Below are 17,311 nucleotides of genomic sequence, written 5' to 3'. Positions count from 1 at the left end.
TGTACTTTAGCACTCGAGATGATGGAATAGTACGGAATTAGCCACTGAAGGCGGTCGTGTGTTCCAGACGCTGGAAATAGTGCAATACCATTTTGCTCTCCTGAGAGGCGCGAAGCTGGAGTGCCAGGTTCAGGCTATCCAACGTGCGGGCATGCGCAACCATTGGTGAAGTCTCGGCGATGCGACCCTCCGTCACCAGCCATTGCACGACCGTCTGCCACCGCCAAAGCGGGGAGTTACCCTTGACGCGTTGAATGGGTGCGGGAAACTGACCGCCGCCGCGAGCGCCGTCTTTAAGCAGTGAAATCGCCTGGCGGGAGACGCCGGTGAGTTCGGCGATATCGCTAAGCCCGACCAGGGTCGAGTCGACCGATTCGACCCGCGCATTGAGTGAGGGGGCGGATTCAATGTCGCGAATGGCGGAAAGAATGGCCTGCTCCAGTGTGTCGCTTTCCCGGTCAAAATCGAGATAGACCGCCGTCCCGTAAAAGCAGATCAGTGCATCATCGCAATGTGCATGATAGAACGCCTCTTCAAGATTTGGCGTGCTGCGACTGACGCCCGATAGCGTCAGCGTGAAGTTAAATAATGGCATTCCGTTTCTCCCTTGCTCTACGAATGTTTGGGCTGGCAGCGATCGACCATGCGCATGATTTGCCGTGCGTGATGCAGCGGTACGGCAGGTGTCGACCATATGCTCATCATATGATCCCGATGCTCAGCCGTGCCGCACTGCAACCGACCAAAACAATGGGCGCTTCTACCGCTGGTGATAAACAACCAACCACGTTGTAGCGCGTAATCAATGGCCGCCCTGATATGCTTATCTGGATGTTCCTTCATCAATGTTTCCCGCAGAGTATCGATATTTTGTTGACCAATGTCAACAGTAAGCTGGCGCAATAATATGCATTGGGCTGTTATGACAAAGCGGGAGATAACGCGTTGGAATCGGCTTCACGTTTGTATCAGAGGGAGATGCTCCCGTTAACAGGAATGCGTGGCGGATTCCAGAAGTGGGAGAAGCAGGAAAAGTATGGTGATGGCCAGGCGCTATCACCATCGTGTGGGGCATCAGTGGGCGAGAATATCACCCAACGCTTCGTCTAAATCGTACCAGCGAAACGCGAACCCAGCGGCTTCAAGCCGTTTGGGGAACGCGCGCTGTCCGCCTAATACCAGCACTGAGGATTCGCCCATCAGCAGGCGTATCACGGTGGCGGGAACGCGAAGAATGGCCGGGCGATTGAGCGCCTGACCCAGCGCATGGGAAAACTGCTCGTTGTGCACCGGGTAGGGAGAAACCATGTTGAAAGGCCCGCGTAAATCGTTATCCAGCAGCCAGAGAATGCCGTTGACCATATCGTCAATATGGATCCACGCCAGGTACTGTCGGCCGTTGCCAATAGGGCCGCCGAGACCGAGTCTGAAAGGCGGCAGGAGTTTAGCGAGGATGCCGCCTTTCGGTGCCAGCACCACGCCGGTGCGCAGCAGACAGACGCGGGTGTGTTCGCCCTGCGCCGTGCAGGCTATCTGCTCCCAGCGCGCGCACAGTTTATGGGTAAACTCGTTATGCGGTGGCTCCTCTTCCGTCACCACGACCTCGCCGAGGTCACCGTAATAGCCGGTGGCCGAACCAGAAATCAGCACCGAAGGGGGCGTCGCGCTCGTCTGAATCAAATCGCTGATTCGCTGGGTGATGCCCCAGCGGCTGTCGCACAGTTTCTGCTTTTGTTGTGCCGTCCAGCGCTTGTCGGCGATGGGTTCACCGGCAAGATTGATAACGGCATCAATGCCGTCGAGCGATGACATGTTCTGTAGCCCGGGCCACAGCTCGACGCGCGGGTCGAGCGTCTGGCGGGCCTTTTCCGGGGAGCGAGTCACCACGCAGACCGTGTGCCCGAGCGTCAGTAAACGCGGAATTAAATGGCGGCCAATCAGCCCGGTGCCGCCGGTAATCAGAATTTTCATGCCACCTCCCGAAGGGAGCGCTTAGCGTTGCCAGCTCAGGGTAATGGATACCGAATCGGCATAGCGCAGCGCGTGAACTTTATCGACTTCCACTTCAGCATAAGTGACCCAGTGATGTTCGCGTGCGATATCGAGCACATCCTGAGTTAATTTTTCCAGTAAAGAGAAGCGGTTATTCTCCACGTGACGAATAATGCTCTTGGTAATGGTGCGATAGTTCAGCGCGTCGTTAATATCTTCGCTGCTGCGTGACTTTTCCGCCGGGTAGCGAATTTCAAGATTGATAACCACGTCCTGGCGGTTGGCAATCTCCTCTTCCTTAATGCCGATAAACGTACGCAGGCGTAAATTTTTGATGCGAATGATGGCGTCAGACTGAGACATTGCAGGTGTTCTCCGTAATTTTTGTTTTCCTGTGCATCATACACTAAAGCATCTTTATCGCGGCAGGGTCTGGCGCGCGTTCAGTTCGTGCGCCAGTTCAACAAACGCGCGCAATGCCGGGAGCACGTGCCGGTGCCCCGGATAATAAAGGCGCAGGCCGCCAAAGGTTGGGCACCATTCATCCAGGACGCTGACCAGTTTGCCGCTGCGGAGTTCGTCCTGAATAAACCATTCCGAAATAAAGGCCAGCCCCAGTCCAGCCAGCGCCGCGCGATGAATGGCCTGCATCTCGCTGACAATGATCCGCGGTGGAATATTAACGGTAAATTTTTGCTGATGGTGCTCCAGTTCCCAGTGGTAAACGCCGCCATGTGACATGCGCATGCCGATGCTCTGATGCTGCTGGAGGTCGTCAGGTGAACGCGGTGTGCCGTAGCGTGCGAAGTAGTCTGGCGAGCCGACAATGAGCATCCGCGCGTCTGGCGTCAGGGCGACGGCAATCATATCCTGCGGGACGGACTCGGCGAGACGAATACCCGCGTCAAATCCCTCTGACACGATGTCGATAAGCCGTGACTCGGTGGTGATATCCAGGCGCATCTGCGGGTAGCGCTGCAGATAGGTATCAAACAGCCGGAACAGCAGCGACACGCATTCACGCGGGGCGTTGATGCGCAGCGTCCCGGTCGGATTTCCCGGCTCGGCGGCAATCTCCTCGGCGGCACGTTGTATTTCCGCCAGTGCCGGAGCGATACGCGCCACGTAGCGCTGGCCCTGTTCCGTTAGCGCGACGCTGCGTGTGGTACGGTTAAAAAGCCGGACGTTAAGCCGTGACTCCAGCCCGGCGACGGCGTTGCTGACGGCTGTCGCCGACATTCCCAACTCGCGCGCGGCGGCGCGAAAGCTTTGCTGGCGGGTGACGGCAAGGACGATTTCAAGTTCGGTAAGGCCGCTGCGGTGCATGATTGTTCCGATTTTCGTGACAGGTCGTCCATATTATACCCTCTTATCGTAACGATGCGCGGCTCCTATACTGCACGACATCCCACGATGAAAGGACCGAATCATGCTGCACATCAACCAGATTTATATCAACGGCGAGTTTGTTACCCCACACGGCAGCGAGCTTTTTGACCTGTTTAACCCAGCAACCGAAACGGTGATTGGCCAGGTGCGGCTGGCGGATGAAGAGGACACCCTGCGCGCCATTGCCGCCGCGAAAGCCGCGTTCCCGGCCTGGTCGCAGACCACGCGTGAAGAACGTATTGCTGTGCTGGAAAGAATGTACCTCGCGGTACAGGCGCGAGAAGCGGACCTGCTGGAAGCGCTTATCACCGAATACGGCGCGCCATCGGCACGCGCACACTGGATGGCGGCCTGGCCGGCGCAGACCATTCGCTGCGCCATCGATGCGCTGACACAATTTAGCTTTGAAGAGCGGGTAGGCCGCGCCAAGGTGGTGATGGCGCCGGTCGGTGTCGCCGGGCTGATTACCCCGTGGAACAGCGATGCCGGTTTTATCTGCAATAAGCTGGCGACCGCGATGGCTTCTGGCTGTACTGCGGTTATCAAACCGAGCGAAATGAGCGCCTGGCAGACGCAGATTGTCACCGAAGCGCTGCACGCCGCGCAGATTCCGGCGGGCGTGTTTAACATTGTCACCGGGCGGGGCGAGGTGGTGGGCGACACCATCAATCACCATCCCGACATCGCCAAAATCTCCTTTACCGGTTCGACGGCGGTGGGGAAACACATTGTAGAAAGCGGCGCCCACACGCTTAAACGCGTCACGCTGGAGCTGGGCGGCAAATCACCGACCGTGATCCTCGATGATGCGGATGTGAAAACGGCGGTACATCTGGCGCTGGAAGCCGGGTTTATGAATAGCGGACAGGCGTGCATCGCCGGGACACGAATTCTGGTTCCCTCCTCTCGCCAGGCAGAGTTCGAACAGGCGTTTATCGAGGCGGTTAGCGGGTTCACCACCGGCGACCCACGAGACAGCCAGACGGTGATTGGCCCAATGGTCAGCCAGAAACAGTGGCAGCGCGTGCAGGGCTATATCCAACTGGGCCAGCAGGAAGGAGCGCGAATTCTGGTCGGCGGAGAGGGGCGTATTGCGGGTCAGCAAAAAGGCTGGTACGTGAAGCCGACCATTTTTACCGACGTGAACAACCAGATGCGTATCGCCCGCGAAGAGATCTTTGGACCGGTGCTGGTGATTATCCCTTATCACGACGAGGCGGAAGCGCTGGCGATTGCTAACGATACTGACTACGGGCTTAACGCTATGGTGCTGAGCGGCTCACGCGAACGCGGTGAGGCGCTGGCGCTGCGGATTGAATCCGGCCGAGTGATGGTCAATACGCTTGAACATGAGCCGCTGGCGCCGTTTGGCGGCGTGAAACAGTCCGGTCTGGGCCGTGAGATGGGCAAATGGGGGATGCAGGCCTATCTGGAACCGAAAACGCTGGTGGTTGGCTGATTGCAAAATCCTCATGTTGCGGGCAAGTGACATCGCCCGCCAGACAGGCTATGTTGACAGCATGTTAGATGGACGCGTTCTGCGTCCATCGTTCGTGCATCTCCTGCCCGTGATTGAGGACGCTATGAGCCAGCCTGTGATAACGCTTTGGTCTGATTCCGATTTTTTCTCGCCCTACGTGATGTCCGTCTACGTTGCCCTGCAGGAAAAGGGGCTGCCGTTTACCCTCAAAACCGTCAATCTCGGCCTTGGCGAACACCTCCAGCCGGGCTGGCGCGGTTACTCTGCTACCCGTCGCGTGCCGCTGCTGGACGTTGATGGCTTTGAACTCAGCGAATCTTCCGCCATAACCGAATACCTTGATGAACGTTTTGCACCGCCAGAGTGGGAGCGTTTGTATCCTCACGACCTGCAAAAACGCGCCCGTGCGCGCCAGATTCAGGCGTGGCTGCGCAGCGACCTGATGCCCATTCGTGAGGAGCGATCCACGGCGGTGATTTTCGCCGGAGAGAAAAAAGCACCTTTGACCGAAGCAGGACGCAAAAGCGCGGCTAAACTGTTTGACACCGCCAGTGCATTACTGGCCGACGATCGGCCTAATTTGTTTGGTGAGTGGTGTATTGCCGATACTGACCTGGCGCTAATGATTAATCGTCTGGTGCTGAACGGCGACGATGTTCCGGAACGTCTCGCCGACTACGCCACGTTCCAGTGGCAGCGGGCTTCCGTGCAGCGCTATGTTGCTCTTTCGGCAAAACGCACAGGCTGAAAAAAGTGTGAAAATCCATTATGATGGCAAGGTTATCATTGTGGGGAATTGACTCATGAAACTGATGTTTGCATCGGATATTCACGGCTCGCTACCAGCCACCGAACGCGTGCTGGCACGGTTTGCCGAGAGCGGCGCGCGCTGGCTGATTATTCTGGGTGATGTGCTTAACCACGGGCCGCGCAATGCGCTACCGGAAGGCTATGCCCCGGCGCAGGTGGCAGAGCGACTGAACACGCTTGCCGATCGTATTATTGCGGTGCGTGGCAACTGCGATAGCGAAGTTGACCAGATGCTGCTTTCGTTTCCCATCACTGCGTCCTGGCAACAGGTGCTCACCGATTCACAGCGCCTATTTCTGACCCACGGCCATCTTTATCATCCTGATAATCTGCCGCCACTGTCGGCTGGAGATGTACTGGCGTATGGTCATACCCACCTGCCGGTGGCAGAAAAACGCGGCGACATATTCTTATTTAACCCCGGTTCGGTTAGCATTCCCAAAGGCGGTTTTGCCGCAAGCTATGGGATGCTTGACGAGGGTAGGCTGCAGGTTTTCGCACTCAATGATCAACAGGTTATTGCAGAGGTTGCCATTAACCCGTAAGTTACCCATCAATCATAAAACGCGCCGTAAGAGCGCTTTCAATTTAAGGTTTACGGATGGTCGAGCAGAATCATTTGGCAAGCACGGAATGGGTCGATATTGTCAACGAAGACAATGAGGTCATCGCGCAAGCGAGCCGTGAGCAGATGCGCGCGCAGTGTCTGCGGCACCGGGCAACCTATATCGTCGTCCACGACGGTATGGGCAACATTCTGGTGCAGCGCCGTACGGAGACGAAAGACTATCAGCCGGGTAAGCTGGATGCCACCGCTGGGGGTGTTGTTCAGGCTGATGAACCGCTGCTGGAGTCTGCTCGCCGCGAAGCGGAAGAAGAGTTGGGTATTGCTGGCGTACCGTTTGCCGATCACGGGCAGTTCTACTTTGAAGATAAGCACTGTCGCGTCTGGGGAAGCCTGTTCAGCTGCGTTTCTCACGGGCCATTCGCGCTACAGGAAGAAGAGGTGAGCGAAGTTCGCTGGATGACGCCGGAAGAGATCACCGCGCGCTGCGATGAGTTTACCGACGACTCGCTGAAGGCGCTGGCGCTGTGGATGACCCGCAATGCCAACAACGAAGCCCACGTTGAAGAGGAAGCGGAATAAGCGCGGCTAAACACCAGATACAAAAAATCCGGAGAGGTTTCCCGTCTCCGGATTTTTTTTGCCTTTAAACCACCCGCGAACGGGTGGCCTAAGGATTACTGCTGCTGTGAAGACTGGATCGCGGTCAAAGCGATGGTGTAGACGATATCGTCTACCAGCGCGCCACGAGACAGGTCGTTCACCGGCTTGCGCATACCCTGCAGCATCGGCCCGATGGAGATCAGGTCGGCAGAACGCTGTACCGCTTTGTAGGTGGTGTTACCGGTGTTCAGATCCGGGAAGATGAACACGGTAGCGCGACCTGCAACCGGAGAGTTCGGCGCTTTGGATTTCGCTACGTCAGCCATTACCGCAGCATCGTACTGCAGCGGGCCGTCGATCATCAGGTCAGGACGTTTTTCCTGCGCCAGACGAGTCGCTTCACGAACTTTCTCTACGTCGCTACCTGCACCAGAGGTACCGGTGGAGTAGGAGAGCATCGCAACGCGTGGTTCGATACCGAAGGCAATCGCGGATTCAGCGGACTGAATAGCGATTTCTGCCAGCTGCTCTGCAGTTGGGTCCGGGTTGATCGCGCAGTCGCCGTAAACATAAACCTGTTCTGGCAGCAGCATGAAGAACACGGAGGACACCAGAGAGCTGCCCGGAGCAGTTTTAATAAGCTGCAGCGGTGGACGAATGGTGTTCGCAGTGGTGTGAACGGCACCGGAAACCAGGCCGTCAACGTCGTCCTGTTCCAGCATCAGGGTACCGAGGACCACGTTGTCTTCCAGCTGTTCGCGGGCAACGGTTTCGGTCATGCCTTTGTTCTTACGCAGTTCGACCAGGCGAGCAACGTAGCTTTCGCGAACCACTTCTGGGTCAACGATTTCAACGCCAGCGCCCAGTTCAACGCCCTGAGACGCTGCAACGCGGGTGATTTCGTCTGGGTTACCCAGCAGTACGCAGGTTGCAATACCGCGTTCAGCACAGATAGCAGCCGCTTTCACGGTACGTGGTTCGTCGCCTTCTGGCAGAACAACGCGTTTGCCGGCTTTACGCGCCAGCTCGGTCAGCTGGTAGCGGAACGCTGGTGGAGACAGACGACGGCTGTGTTCGGAAGTTGCGGTCAGGGAATCGATCCACTCTGGATTGATAAAGTTCGCCACGTATTCCTGAACTTTCTCGATGCGCTCGCGGTCATCAACCGGAACTTCCAGGTTGAAGCTCTGCAGGCTCAGAGAGGTCTGCCAGGTGTTGGTGTTCACCATGAATACTGGCAGGCCGGTTTCGAATGCACGTTCGCACAGCTTAGTGATGCGCGCGTCCATTTCGTAGCCGCCAGTCAGCAGCAGGGCACCGATTTCCACGCCGTTCATTGCGGCGAGGCACGCTGCAACCAGAACGTCAGGACGGTCTGCGGAAGTGACCAGCAGGGAACCTGCACGGAAGTGCTCCAGCATGTGCGGGATGCTGCGTGCGCAGAAGGTGACGGATTTCACGCGACGAGTGTTGATGTCGCCTTCGTTGATCACGGTCGCATTCAGGTGGCGCGCCATATCGATAGCACGAGTGGCGATCAGATCAAAGCTCCATGGTACCGCGCCGAGAACAGGCAGGGTGCTGGAGGTTTTCAGCTGGTCGGCATCGATTTTAACAACTTTCGCTTTGGAAGAGTCGTCGAAGATCTCGGACAGATCTGGGCGAGTACGGCCCTGTTCATCAACCGGTGCGTTCAGTTTGTTAACGATAACGCCGGTGATGTTGGTGTTTTTCGCGCCGCCGAAGCTGTTACGAGTCAGTTCAATACGCTCGTTCAGCTGTTCTGGGGTGTCGGTGCCCTGAGACATAACGAAGACGATTTCCGCGTTCAGCGTTTTCGCGATTTCGTAGTTCAGAGACTGAGCAAACTGGTGTTTACGGGTTGGGACCAGGCCTTCAACCAGAACCACTTCAGCATCTTTGGTGTTCGCGTGGTAGTTAGCGATGATCTCTTCCATCAGCACATCTTTCTGATTGCTGGAGAGCAGGGCTTCTACGTGGCTCATCTTCAGCGGTTCAGCTGCCGTCGTGGTAGATGAGTTCGCGCGAACGATAGTGGTGGTCTGGTCAGGCGCATCGCCACCGGTGCGTGGCTGAGCGATTGGCTTAAAGACGCTCAGACGAACGCCTTTGCGTTCCATAGCACGGATAACGCCAAGGCTGACGCTGGTCAGGCCGACGCTGGTTCCGGTAGGGATCAGCATAATAATACGGGACACGGTTTATCCTCTTTCGTTACCGCCAGTTTCAGGCGGGATACAAAACAGCACCGCCAGCTAGGCTGGCGGTGTGATATTAGGCAGTCAGACGGCTCGCGTCTTGTGCGATGACCAGTTCTTCGTTGGTCGGGATAACGATGGCAGGACGGGTGCCTTCTTTGTTGATGAAGCCAGACTTGCCGAAACGGGCTGCCAGGTTACGTTCGTGATCAACTTCGAAGCCCAGAACGCCCAGTTTGCCCAGGGACAGTTCACGAACCATTGCCGCGTTTTCACCGATACCACCGGTGAAGATAACTGCGTCCAGACGACCTTCCATCAGCGCAGTGTAAGAACCGATGTATTTCGCCAGACGGTGGCAGTAAACGTCCATTGCACGTTTAGCGTCAGCTTTTTCTTTGTAGTTATCTTCTACATAACGGCAGTCGCTGGTCACTTCGGTCAGACCCAGCAGGCCAGACTCTTTGGTCAGCATCTTGTTGATCTGGTCGATGCTCATGCCCAGAGTGTCATGCAGGTGGAAAATGATGGCTGGGTCGATGTCGCCAGAGCGAGTACCCATTACCAGACCTTCCAGTGGGGTCAGACCCATGGAGGTATCAACACATTTACCGTTACGGATAGCAGAAACAGAACCACCGTTGCCCAGGTGACAAGTGATGATGTTCAGTTCTTCAACCGGCTTGTTCAGTACTTTAGCGGCTTCCTGAGTCACATAGAAGTGGCTGGTGCCGTGTGCGCCGTAGCGACGTACGCCGTGCTCTTTGTACAGGCTGTACGGCAGAGCATAAAGGTAAGATTCTTCCGGCATGGTCTGATGGAACGCGGTGTCGAACACAGCAACGTTCTTGTCTTTCAGGTTAGGGAAGGATTTCAGCGCTTCAGCGATACCGATCAGGTGAGCCGGGTTGTGCAGCGGTGCGAAGGACGCAGAGTCTTTGATGCCCTGAATTACGGAATCGTCGATCACAACGGAGCTAGTGTACTTCTCGCCGCCGTGTACGATACGGTGGCCGATAGCGGTCAGCTGAGCGGACAGTTCTGGTTTTTGTGCCAGAATAGTATTAACGATGAAGTTCAGCGCTTCACTGTGAGCGGCGCCTGCACCTAAAGCGGCCTCTTGTTTACCGCCATCCATTTTCCACTTGATACGTGCTTCTGGAAGATGGAAACATTCGGCTAAACCAGAGAGGTATTCTTCACCGTTAACTGCATCAATGATGGCAAATTTCAGGGAGGAGCTACCGCAGTTCAGAACCAGTACTAACTTACTCGACATGGAAGTACCTATTTATGATACGTGGCTAAAAAAACGTCAATGAGTCATAAAGCGTAGCGCAGGATGACACCGACATTTATGATTAACATCATGCCCGAGACACTTTTCAGGCATGATCTAAGAAATACATATTGATTCTAAGCTATTTTGCACAATTTTCCGCCGATGGCAGAATATGCGATAATTTGATATGCCGGAGCGGATAGAATCTGGTTATCTCAGGCTGGCACAGAATACCCGATTGCAGGTGTTATGCCAAAATTTTTTGAACGATGTCATAGTCAGTTGTTGTTTTAAAAAATATTTTAATTTTTATATGTGAAGTTGAGGTAAGCCATGTCGACACCCGAGCAACGCCCGGTCAGTTTCTTCAGTTTGTTTAGCCGGGGGCAGTATTATGCAAAGACGTGGCCGCTGGAAAAACGGCTCGCGCCGGTGTTTGTTGAAAACCGCGTCATCCGTGCAACGCGCCACGCCATCCGTCTGATGCCGCCGCTGGCCATCTTTACGCTGTGCTGGCAAATCGCGCTTGGCGGCCAGCTTGGTCCCGCGGTTGCTACCGCGCTGTTTGCGCTGAGCCTGCCAATGCAGGGGCTATGGTGGCTGGGTAAACGCTCGGTGACGCCGTTGCCCCCTTCTATATTGCAGTGGTTTTATGAAGTGCGCGGTAAATTGCAGGAGTCAGGGCAGGCGCTGGCGCCGGTTGAAGGCAAGCCGGATTACCAGGCGTTGGCTGACACGCTTAAGCGCGCCTTCAAACAACTGGATAAAACTTTCCTCGATGATTTGTAATTGAGGGCGAAAAACGCATATAAAAGAAGACACAATCATTGTGTCTTTTTTTATGCTGCAAAGCGCAACAGGAGTCGAAAAATGGAAATGACCCATGCTCAACGTCTGATTTTGTCTAACCAATACAAAATGATGACCATGCTTGATCCCGACAACGCTGAGCGCTACCGCCGCCTGCAGACCATCATCGAACGTGGTTATGGTTTACAGATGCGTGAACTGGATAGGGAATTTGGGGAACTCAAAGAAGAGACCTGTCGTATTGTTATCGACATCATGGAGATGTACCACGCGCTGCACGTCTCCTGGACCAACCTGAAAGACGCTAGCACTATCGACGAACGCCGCGTCACCTTCCTCGGCTTTGATGCGGCTACCGAAGCACGCTTCCTCGGCTACGTTCGCTTTATGGTCAACATTGAAGGCCGCTATACCCACTTTGATGCCGGCACCCACGGCTTTAACGCGCAAACCCCAATGTGGGATAAATACCAGCGCATGCTGAACGTCTGGCATAGCTGCCCGCGCCAGTATCACCTGAGCAGCAACGAAATTAACCAAATCATCAACGCCTGATGGAGGCTACCGTGCAGTGTCGAGGTTTCCTCTTTGATTTAGACGGCACGCTGGTGGACTCGCTGGCGGTGATTGAACGTTCCTGGCGTCTGTGGGCCGACAGCTACGGCGTTGACCCGGAAGCGGTGCTGGACTACATCCACGGCAAACAGGCGATCACCACGCTGCGCCACTTTATGCCCGGAAAATCGGAAGCGGAAATTCAGGCGGAGTTCTTACGGCTGGAGCAGATAGAAGCGGGGGATCTTAACGGTATCCGCGCGCTGCCGGGCGCCGTTGAACTGCTGGAACATCTGGAAGCCAACGCGATTCCGTGGGCTATTGTGACTTCGGGGTCGATTCCGGTGGCCTATGCGCGCCACCGCGCCGCCGGGCTTCCGCAGCCGAACGCCTTTGTGACCGCCGAACAGGTGAAGCGCGGTAAACCGCAGCCGGATGCCTATCTGCTGGGGGCTGAACAGTTGGCGCTACCACCGCAGGCATGTCTGGTGGTGGAAGATGCACCCGCGGGCGTGCAGTCTGGCCTCGCGGCTGGCTGTCACGTGGCTGCTGTTAACGTGCCGCCGGAAACGCCGGAGCTGCTTGAGGTTGATTTTGTGCTCTCCACGCTCTCGGCGCTACGCGTTGAGAAATTGCCGGATGGCACGGTCAACGTCACGCAGAATGCCTGATCTTATGATTTAGCCCCACACCGTTGGGGCTTTTTTCTGTCACTATGGTGAACGCCTTTTAGTTGATTCTCTAACCGCTTAATTGATGACAAGGAAATGTTGTGAACGGTGAACTGATTTGGGTGCTCTGTCTGTTAGCGATTGCGGTTGTCCTTTTTGCCACCGGCAAAGTCCGCATGGATGCGATCGCGTTGGGCATTATTGTCGCTTTTGTTCTCAGCGGTACATTGACGCTCAGCGAAGCGTTTTCTGGTTTTAGCGATCCTAACGTTATTCTGATTGCCGCGCTGTTTATTATCGGCGATGGCCTGGTGCGAACCGGCGTGGCAACCAATATGGGCTCCTGGCTGGTGCAGGCCGCGGGAAGCAGTGAAACCAAAATGCTGGTTTTCCTGATGCTGACGGTGGCCGGGCTGGGGGCGTTTATGAGCTCCACCGGGGTCGTGGCTATCTTCATTCCGGTGGTGCTCAGCGTCTCTGCGCGCATGAATATCTCTCCCTCTCGCCTGATGATGCCGCTCAGTTTTGCCGGGCTTATTAGCGGCATGATGACGCTGGTCGCCACGCCGCCAAACCTGGTGATTAACAGTGAGCTGATTCGCGAAGGCCTGGAAGGTTTTAGTTTCTTCAGCGTGACGCCGATTGGCCTTGTGGTGCTGGTGCTCGGCATCTTCTACATGCTAGTGATGCGTTTTATGCTGAAAGGTGACGACGGCAATACGTCGCGCGATGGCCGCAAACGCAGCACTTTCCGTGACCTTATCCGCGATTATCATCTTACCGGGCGTGCCCGCCGTCTGGCGATTCGTCCCGGCTCGCCGATGATTGGTCAGCGTCTGGACGACATGAAGCTGCGCGAACGTTACGGCGCGAACATTATCGGCGTTGAGCGTTGGCGTCGTTTTCGTCGGGTGATTGTGAACGTGAACGGGGTGTCCGAATTCCGCGCCCGCGATGTGTTGCTGATTGATATGTCGGCGGCGGAAATTGACCTGCGCCAGTTCTGCAGCGAGCAGATGCTGGAGCCGATGGTACTGCGCGGTGAGTATTTCTCCGACCAGGCGCTGGACGTGGGGATGGCTGAGGTGTCGCTGATCCCTGAATCTGAACTGCTCGGAAAAAGCGTGCGTGAAATGGGCTTTCGTACCCGCTACGGCCTGAACGTGGTTGGCATGAAGCGCGACGGCGAGGCGCTGGACGGCTCGGTGGTGGATGAACCGCTGCAGTTGGGCGATATCGTGCTGGTGGTAGGCAACTGGAAGCTGATTAGCCAACTGGCGCAAAACGGCCGCGACTTCGTGGTGCTGAATCTGCCGGTAGAAGTGAGCGATGCCTCACCGGCGCACAGCCAGGCTCCCCACGCCATCTTCTGCCTGGTGCTGATGGTTGCGCTGATGCTGACCGATGAAATTCCAAACCCGATTGCGGCGATTATTGCCTGCCTGCTGATGGGGAAATTCCGCTGTATCGACGCCCAGAGCGCCTACAAGTCTATTCACTGGCCGAGCATTATTTTGATTGTCGGCATGATGCCGTTCGCGCTGGCGCTGCAAAAAACCGGCGGGGTCGATCTGGTGGTGAAAGGGCTGATGGACATCGGCGGCGGGCAGGGACCTTATCTGATGCTGGGCTGCCTGTTCGTGATGTGCGCGGCAATTGGCCTGTTTATCTCCAACACCGCAACGGCGGTGCTGATGGCACCAATTGCGCTGGCGACGGCGAAATCGATGGGGGTGTCTCCCTATCCGTTTGCGATGATAGTGGCTATGGCGGCGTCCGCTGCGTTTATGACGCCGGTCTCTTCACCGGTGAATACGCTGGTGCTGGGGCCTGGGAAGTACAGCTTTAGCGACTTTGTGAAAATCGGCGTGCCGTTTACCGTCCTGGTGATGATTGTCTGCGTGGTGCTGGTGCCGATTTTGTTCCCGTTCTGATTTTCCCCGGCGTCGCTGCGCTCGGTCGGGCTACACATTGAACGTAGCCCGGCCGAGCGAATGCGACGCCGGGAATACAGACAGCTACAGCGGCGAATCCTGGCTTATTTCATCAAGCGAAAGATGGAAGCTTGGCACAAACACCGCCATAAAATAGTCCATCTCTTCGCTGCGGCGTGAGGCCAGCGTCTTCTCCAGACGGCCCTTCGCCAGCAGGAATTCATTGTTTCCCGCCGACAGTTCCTCCAGGCATTTCAGGTATGCGCACAGCGCGTCAGCCTGTTTCACAATCGCTTTTTCTTCATCGCTGCTCTGATGTTCGTCGATCAGCGGCGCAAAAATATCGTGCAGCTCTTCCGGCACCATATCGATAAGCTTCTGCTGGGCGATTTTCTCGATCGCTTTATATTCCTGCGCAATCTGCGAGTTGAAATACTTCACCGGCGTAGGTAAATCCCCGGTTAAGACTTCAGAGGCGTCGTGATACATCGCCAGCAGCGCAATACGCTCGGCGTTAACCTGACCGTTGAACTTACGATTTTTGATGGCGGCGAGCGCGTGGGCGACCATCGCGACCTGCAGACTGTGTTCAGAGACGTTTTCGGTGCGCACGTTGCGCATCAGCGGCCAGCGGTTGATTAACTTGAGGCGGGAGAGGTGGGCAAAAAAATGACTCTGATTCATAACGACCCTTACGCGTTAACAACAGTAAAGGCATTGTGCGCAGAGATGGCCGCTGGATGCAAATACCAGCGGCCATAAGCAGCATCAGAGCTGGTGGTAGCCCGACAGGAAACGACCAAAACGGGTAATCGCCATCTCCAGGTCATCTTCACGCGGCAGAGTCACGATACGCACGTGATCCGGCCACGGCCAGTTAAAGGCGGTACCCTGGACCAGCAGCACTTTCTCCTGCAGCAGGAAGTCGAGCACCATGCGCTGATCGTCATGGATGTTAAAGCGCTTAGCATCAATTTTCGGGAACATGTACAGCGCGCCTTTCGGCTTCACGCAGGAGACGCCTGGGATCTCGTTGATAAGCTCCCACGCGCGGTTACGCTGTTCGTACAGGCGACCTCCAGGTGTGATGAATTCGCTGATGCTCTGATAGCCGCCCAGCGCGGTCTGAATCGCGTGCTGCGCCGGAACGTTAGCGCACAGGCGCATGGAGGCCAGCATTTCCAGACCTTCAATATAGCCTTTGGCGTGTTTCTTCGGCCCGTTCAGCACCATCCAGCCCTGACGGAAACCGGCAACGCGATAGGTTTTGGACAGACCGTTAAAGGTAATGGTCAGCAGATCCGGCGCCAGCGCGGCGATCGAATGGTGCTGTGCTTCATCGTAGAGGATCTTGTCGTAGATTTCATCGGCGAAGATGATCAGGTTGTGCTCGCGGGCGATCTCAACAATCTCCAGCAGCAGGTCTTTGGAATAGACCGCGCCGGTCGGGTTGTTGGGGTTAATGATGACAATCCCGCGGGTGCGTGGCGTGATCTTAGCGCGGATATCGTCTAAATCCGGGAACCAGTCGGCAGATTCGTCGCACAGGTAGTGCACCGCTTTACCGCTGGAGAGCGAAACGGCCGCGGTCCACAGCGGATAATCTGGCGCGGGAACCAGCATCTCATCACCGCTGTTCAGCAGTGCCTGCATCGCCTGAACGATAAGCTCAGATACGCCGTTGCCGATATAAATATCTTCTACCGTCACGTCGCGCATGCCGCGCGCCTGGTAGTGCTGCATGATGGCTTTACGGGCGGAGTACAGCCCCTTGGAGTCACAGTAGCCCTGAGCGGTAGGCAGGTTACGGATCACGTCAACCAGAATCTCATCCGGCGCGTCAAACCCGAAAGGTGCCGGGTTACCGATGTTAAGTTTAAGGACCTTATTGCCTTCTTCTTCAAGACGCTTCGCCTCTTTAAGAACTGGGCCACGAATGTCGTAACATACGTTGTCTAACTTGCTGGATTTTTCAATGGGGGACATGAATCGTTGACCTTTTTAGCTGTTATTGCCACTCCCTGCCGTGGAAGTCAGCACGGAACAATGTACTCCGCATCCCCGGGGTTTTGAAGGGTTAACAGTAGAAGATTTTGTTCATCTTGCGTTGTTGGTACATTGTTTTTTACTGTCTGATAAGGGCTATCGTTGTGGGATGTTTTGTTAATTTATTGTTCAATAGTGCAAATCACTAAAGTTTGGTTGATGTATGGATTTTATGCCTGGTAAAAAGAAAATGATTTAGCTTAGGTGCTAAGGTTGCTCGATATACTTTAAGCATTCTTCAATATTTTTAATTTTTAATTAAATAATGGCGAATAAGGATTAGGGGTGATACCCATTTTTGTGAAGTTGATGTTAAGGATTACTGATGATGAAAATTAATATTTTCTTATATTTTGAAAAGTAATGCCTGTGAATTGTTAGATTTCTTAAATTGTTTTGAATCTAAACCTTTTTCTTTATTGAGATAGAACTTATTTAAGGCTTATAAATCTTATGGTTTTCGGTTAATATGAGGATGAGCGCCAGACTCTCATTCGCTGTTTTTGTTGATGATTATCAAGGCTGATTCCATAACTTGATGTTATTCATTGGATTTATTGGCTTCTTTTATACATACAATCTTCATTCTGATGCATTATCGCGGTGGCACCCCTACAGCTTCTTACGCGAGAGTGAACCCAGAACGAAATGGATTATTAGCCTCAGGGCAAAGGATATATTGCAAAAGGAACTGTTACTCACGGTAGTAACAGAAAATTTAATACTGACACTCATCAGGCAGTCATTCGTCAATGATTGGTGAAAGATGATTTAAAGGATTAGCCTGAACTTTTGAGTGCAGCATCAATTAGGCAGGTCGGATCTCCGAACCTGTAAGTGGGTAATGCTGCCAACTTACTGATTTAGTGTATGATGGTGATTTTAAGGTGCTTGCGTGGCTTCCATTTCCATCAGATGTCCCACTTGTTCAGCTACCGAAGGCGTCGTGCGTAAC

18 protein-coding genes are annotated in these 17,311 nt (G+C 54.8%); 9 read left to right on the top strand and 9 right to left on the bottom strand.

Features of this window, described 5'->3' with window-relative positions; all coding sequences use genetic code 11:
* Positions 1 to 37 precede the first annotated feature (37 nt).
* The 5 genes from FHC49_RS10010 to FHC49_RS09990 all read right to left on the bottom strand — a co-directional run bounded on the left by FHC49_RS10010 (position 38) and on the right by FHC49_RS09990 (position 3,318).
* On the bottom strand, positions 38 to 595 hold the full coding sequence (locus FHC49_RS10010; RefSeq protein ID WP_185666793.1) for an AlpA family transcriptional regulator: 558 nt from the start codon (positions 593 to 595) through the stop codon (positions 38 to 40).
* Between the two features lie 17 nt (positions 596 to 612).
* Positions 613 to 843, bottom strand: coding sequence for a hypothetical protein (locus FHC49_RS10005; RefSeq protein WP_185666794.1), 231 nt, complete (start codon positions 841 to 843; stop codon positions 613 to 615).
* Positions 844 to 1,074: 231 nt separating this feature from the next.
* On the bottom strand, positions 1,075 to 1,971 hold the full coding sequence (locus FHC49_RS10000) for a TIGR01777 family oxidoreductase (RefSeq protein ID WP_220439674.1): 897 nt from the start codon (positions 1,969 to 1,971) through the stop codon (positions 1,075 to 1,077).
* A 21-nt stretch (positions 1,972 to 1,992) separates the two neighbouring features.
* Complete coding sequence (gene folX, locus FHC49_RS09995) at positions 1,993 to 2,355, bottom strand: dihydroneopterin triphosphate 2'-epimerase (protein ID WP_185666796.1); 363 nt, start codon at positions 2,353 to 2,355, stop codon at positions 1,993 to 1,995.
* Positions 2,356 to 2,409: 54 nt separating this feature from the next.
* On the bottom strand, positions 2,410 to 3,318 hold the full coding sequence (locus FHC49_RS09990; protein ID WP_220439673.1) for a LysR family transcriptional regulator: 909 nt from the start codon (positions 3,316 to 3,318) through the stop codon (positions 2,410 to 2,412).
* A gap of 103 nt (positions 3,319 to 3,421) precedes the next feature.
* Here FHC49_RS09990 and FHC49_RS09985 point away from each other — a divergent pair, with 103 nt between their 5' ends.
* The 4 genes from FHC49_RS09985 (at position 3,422) to yfcD (ending at position 6,818) form a co-directional block, all read left to right on the top strand.
* The gene (locus FHC49_RS09985) at positions 3,422 to 4,840 is read left to right on the top strand and encodes an aldehyde dehydrogenase family protein (RefSeq protein WP_220439672.1); all 1,419 of its coding nucleotides are present in this window, start codon (positions 3,422 to 3,424) and stop codon (positions 4,838 to 4,840) included.
* Between the two features lie 124 nt (positions 4,841 to 4,964).
* Positions 4,965 to 5,609: a glutathione transferase gene (yfcF, locus tag FHC49_RS09980; protein WP_220439671.1), complete on the top strand. Its 645-nt coding sequence runs from the start codon at positions 4,965 to 4,967 to the stop codon at positions 5,607 to 5,609.
* 55 nt (positions 5,610 to 5,664) lie between these two features.
* On the top strand, positions 5,665 to 6,216 hold the full coding sequence (gene yfcE, locus FHC49_RS09975; RefSeq protein ID WP_220439670.1) for a phosphodiesterase: 552 nt from the start codon (positions 5,665 to 5,667) through the stop codon (positions 6,214 to 6,216).
* Positions 6,217 to 6,272: 56 nt separating this feature from the next.
* Entirely contained in the window at positions 6,273 to 6,818 is a 546-nt protein-coding gene (gene yfcD / locus FHC49_RS09970) for an NUDIX hydrolase YfcD (protein ID WP_185666801.1), read from the top strand.
* A 95-nt stretch (positions 6,819 to 6,913) separates the two neighbouring features.
* On the opposite strand, the gene pta is transcribed toward yfcD, so the two are convergent.
* Both pta and ackA read right to left on the bottom strand, forming a co-directional pair.
* A complete protein-coding gene (pta, locus tag FHC49_RS09965) occupies positions 6,914 to 9,058 on the bottom strand; it encodes a phosphate acetyltransferase (protein ID WP_185666802.1) in 2,145 nt (714 codons plus the stop codon).
* Between the two features lie 76 nt (positions 9,059 to 9,134).
* Positions 9,135 to 10,337 (bottom strand): acetate kinase, encoded by a 1,203-nt coding sequence (ackA, locus tag FHC49_RS09960; protein WP_220439669.1) that lies wholly within the window; start codon positions 10,335 to 10,337, stop codon positions 9,135 to 9,137.
* Positions 10,338 to 10,673: 336 nt separating this feature from the next.
* Here ackA and yfbV point away from each other — a divergent pair, with 336 nt between their 5' ends.
* From yfbV to FHC49_RS09940, 4 genes are all read left to right on the top strand, one after another.
* Positions 10,674 to 11,129 carry a terminus macrodomain insulation protein YfbV gene (gene yfbV / locus FHC49_RS09955; protein WP_185666803.1) on the top strand — a complete coding sequence of 152 codons (456 nt, stop codon included), beginning with the start codon at positions 10,674 to 10,676 and terminating at the stop codon, positions 11,127 to 11,129.
* Positions 11,130 to 11,210: 81 nt separating this feature from the next.
* Positions 11,211 to 11,705, top strand: coding sequence for a YfbU family protein (locus FHC49_RS09950; RefSeq protein WP_185666804.1), 495 nt, complete (start codon positions 11,211 to 11,213; stop codon positions 11,703 to 11,705).
* Positions 11,706 to 11,716: 11 nt separating this feature from the next.
* Positions 11,717 to 12,376 (top strand): sugar phosphatase, encoded by a 660-nt coding sequence (locus FHC49_RS09945; RefSeq protein ID WP_220439668.1) that lies wholly within the window; start codon positions 11,717 to 11,719, stop codon positions 12,374 to 12,376.
* Positions 12,377 to 12,477: 101 nt separating this feature from the next.
* Entirely contained in the window at positions 12,478 to 14,310 is a 1,833-nt protein-coding gene (locus FHC49_RS09940; protein ID WP_185666806.1) for an SLC13 family permease, read from the top strand.
* Between the two features lie 84 nt (positions 14,311 to 14,394).
* Here FHC49_RS09940 and yfbR read toward each other — a convergent pair whose 3' ends face one another.
* Both yfbR and alaA read right to left on the bottom strand, forming a co-directional pair.
* Positions 14,395 to 14,994, bottom strand: a complete 600-nt coding sequence (gene yfbR / locus FHC49_RS09935; RefSeq protein WP_035892488.1) for a 5'-deoxynucleotidase — start codon at positions 14,992 to 14,994, stop codon at positions 14,395 to 14,397.
* A gap of 84 nt (positions 14,995 to 15,078) precedes the next feature.
* Positions 15,079 to 16,296, bottom strand: coding sequence for an alanine transaminase AlaA (alaA, locus tag FHC49_RS09930; RefSeq protein WP_220439667.1), 1,218 nt, complete (start codon positions 16,294 to 16,296; stop codon positions 15,079 to 15,081).
* Between the two features lie 955 nt (positions 16,297 to 17,251).
* Between alaA and FHC49_RS24685 the strand changes: the two genes are divergently transcribed.
* A partial coding sequence (locus FHC49_RS24685) for an IS1 family transposase (RefSeq protein ID WP_220422845.1) occupies positions 17,252 to 17,311 on the top strand: 60 nt, incomplete at its 3' end.

This window comes from Kluyvera sp. EC_51 (assembly GCF_019584505.1).
GTDB classification, from domain to species: domain Bacteria; phylum Pseudomonadota; class Gammaproteobacteria; order Enterobacterales; family Enterobacteriaceae; genus Kluyvera; species Kluyvera sichuanensis.
The sequence above is the reverse complement of the archived record's forward strand: the minus strand, read 5'-3'. Positions and strand labels throughout refer to the sequence as shown.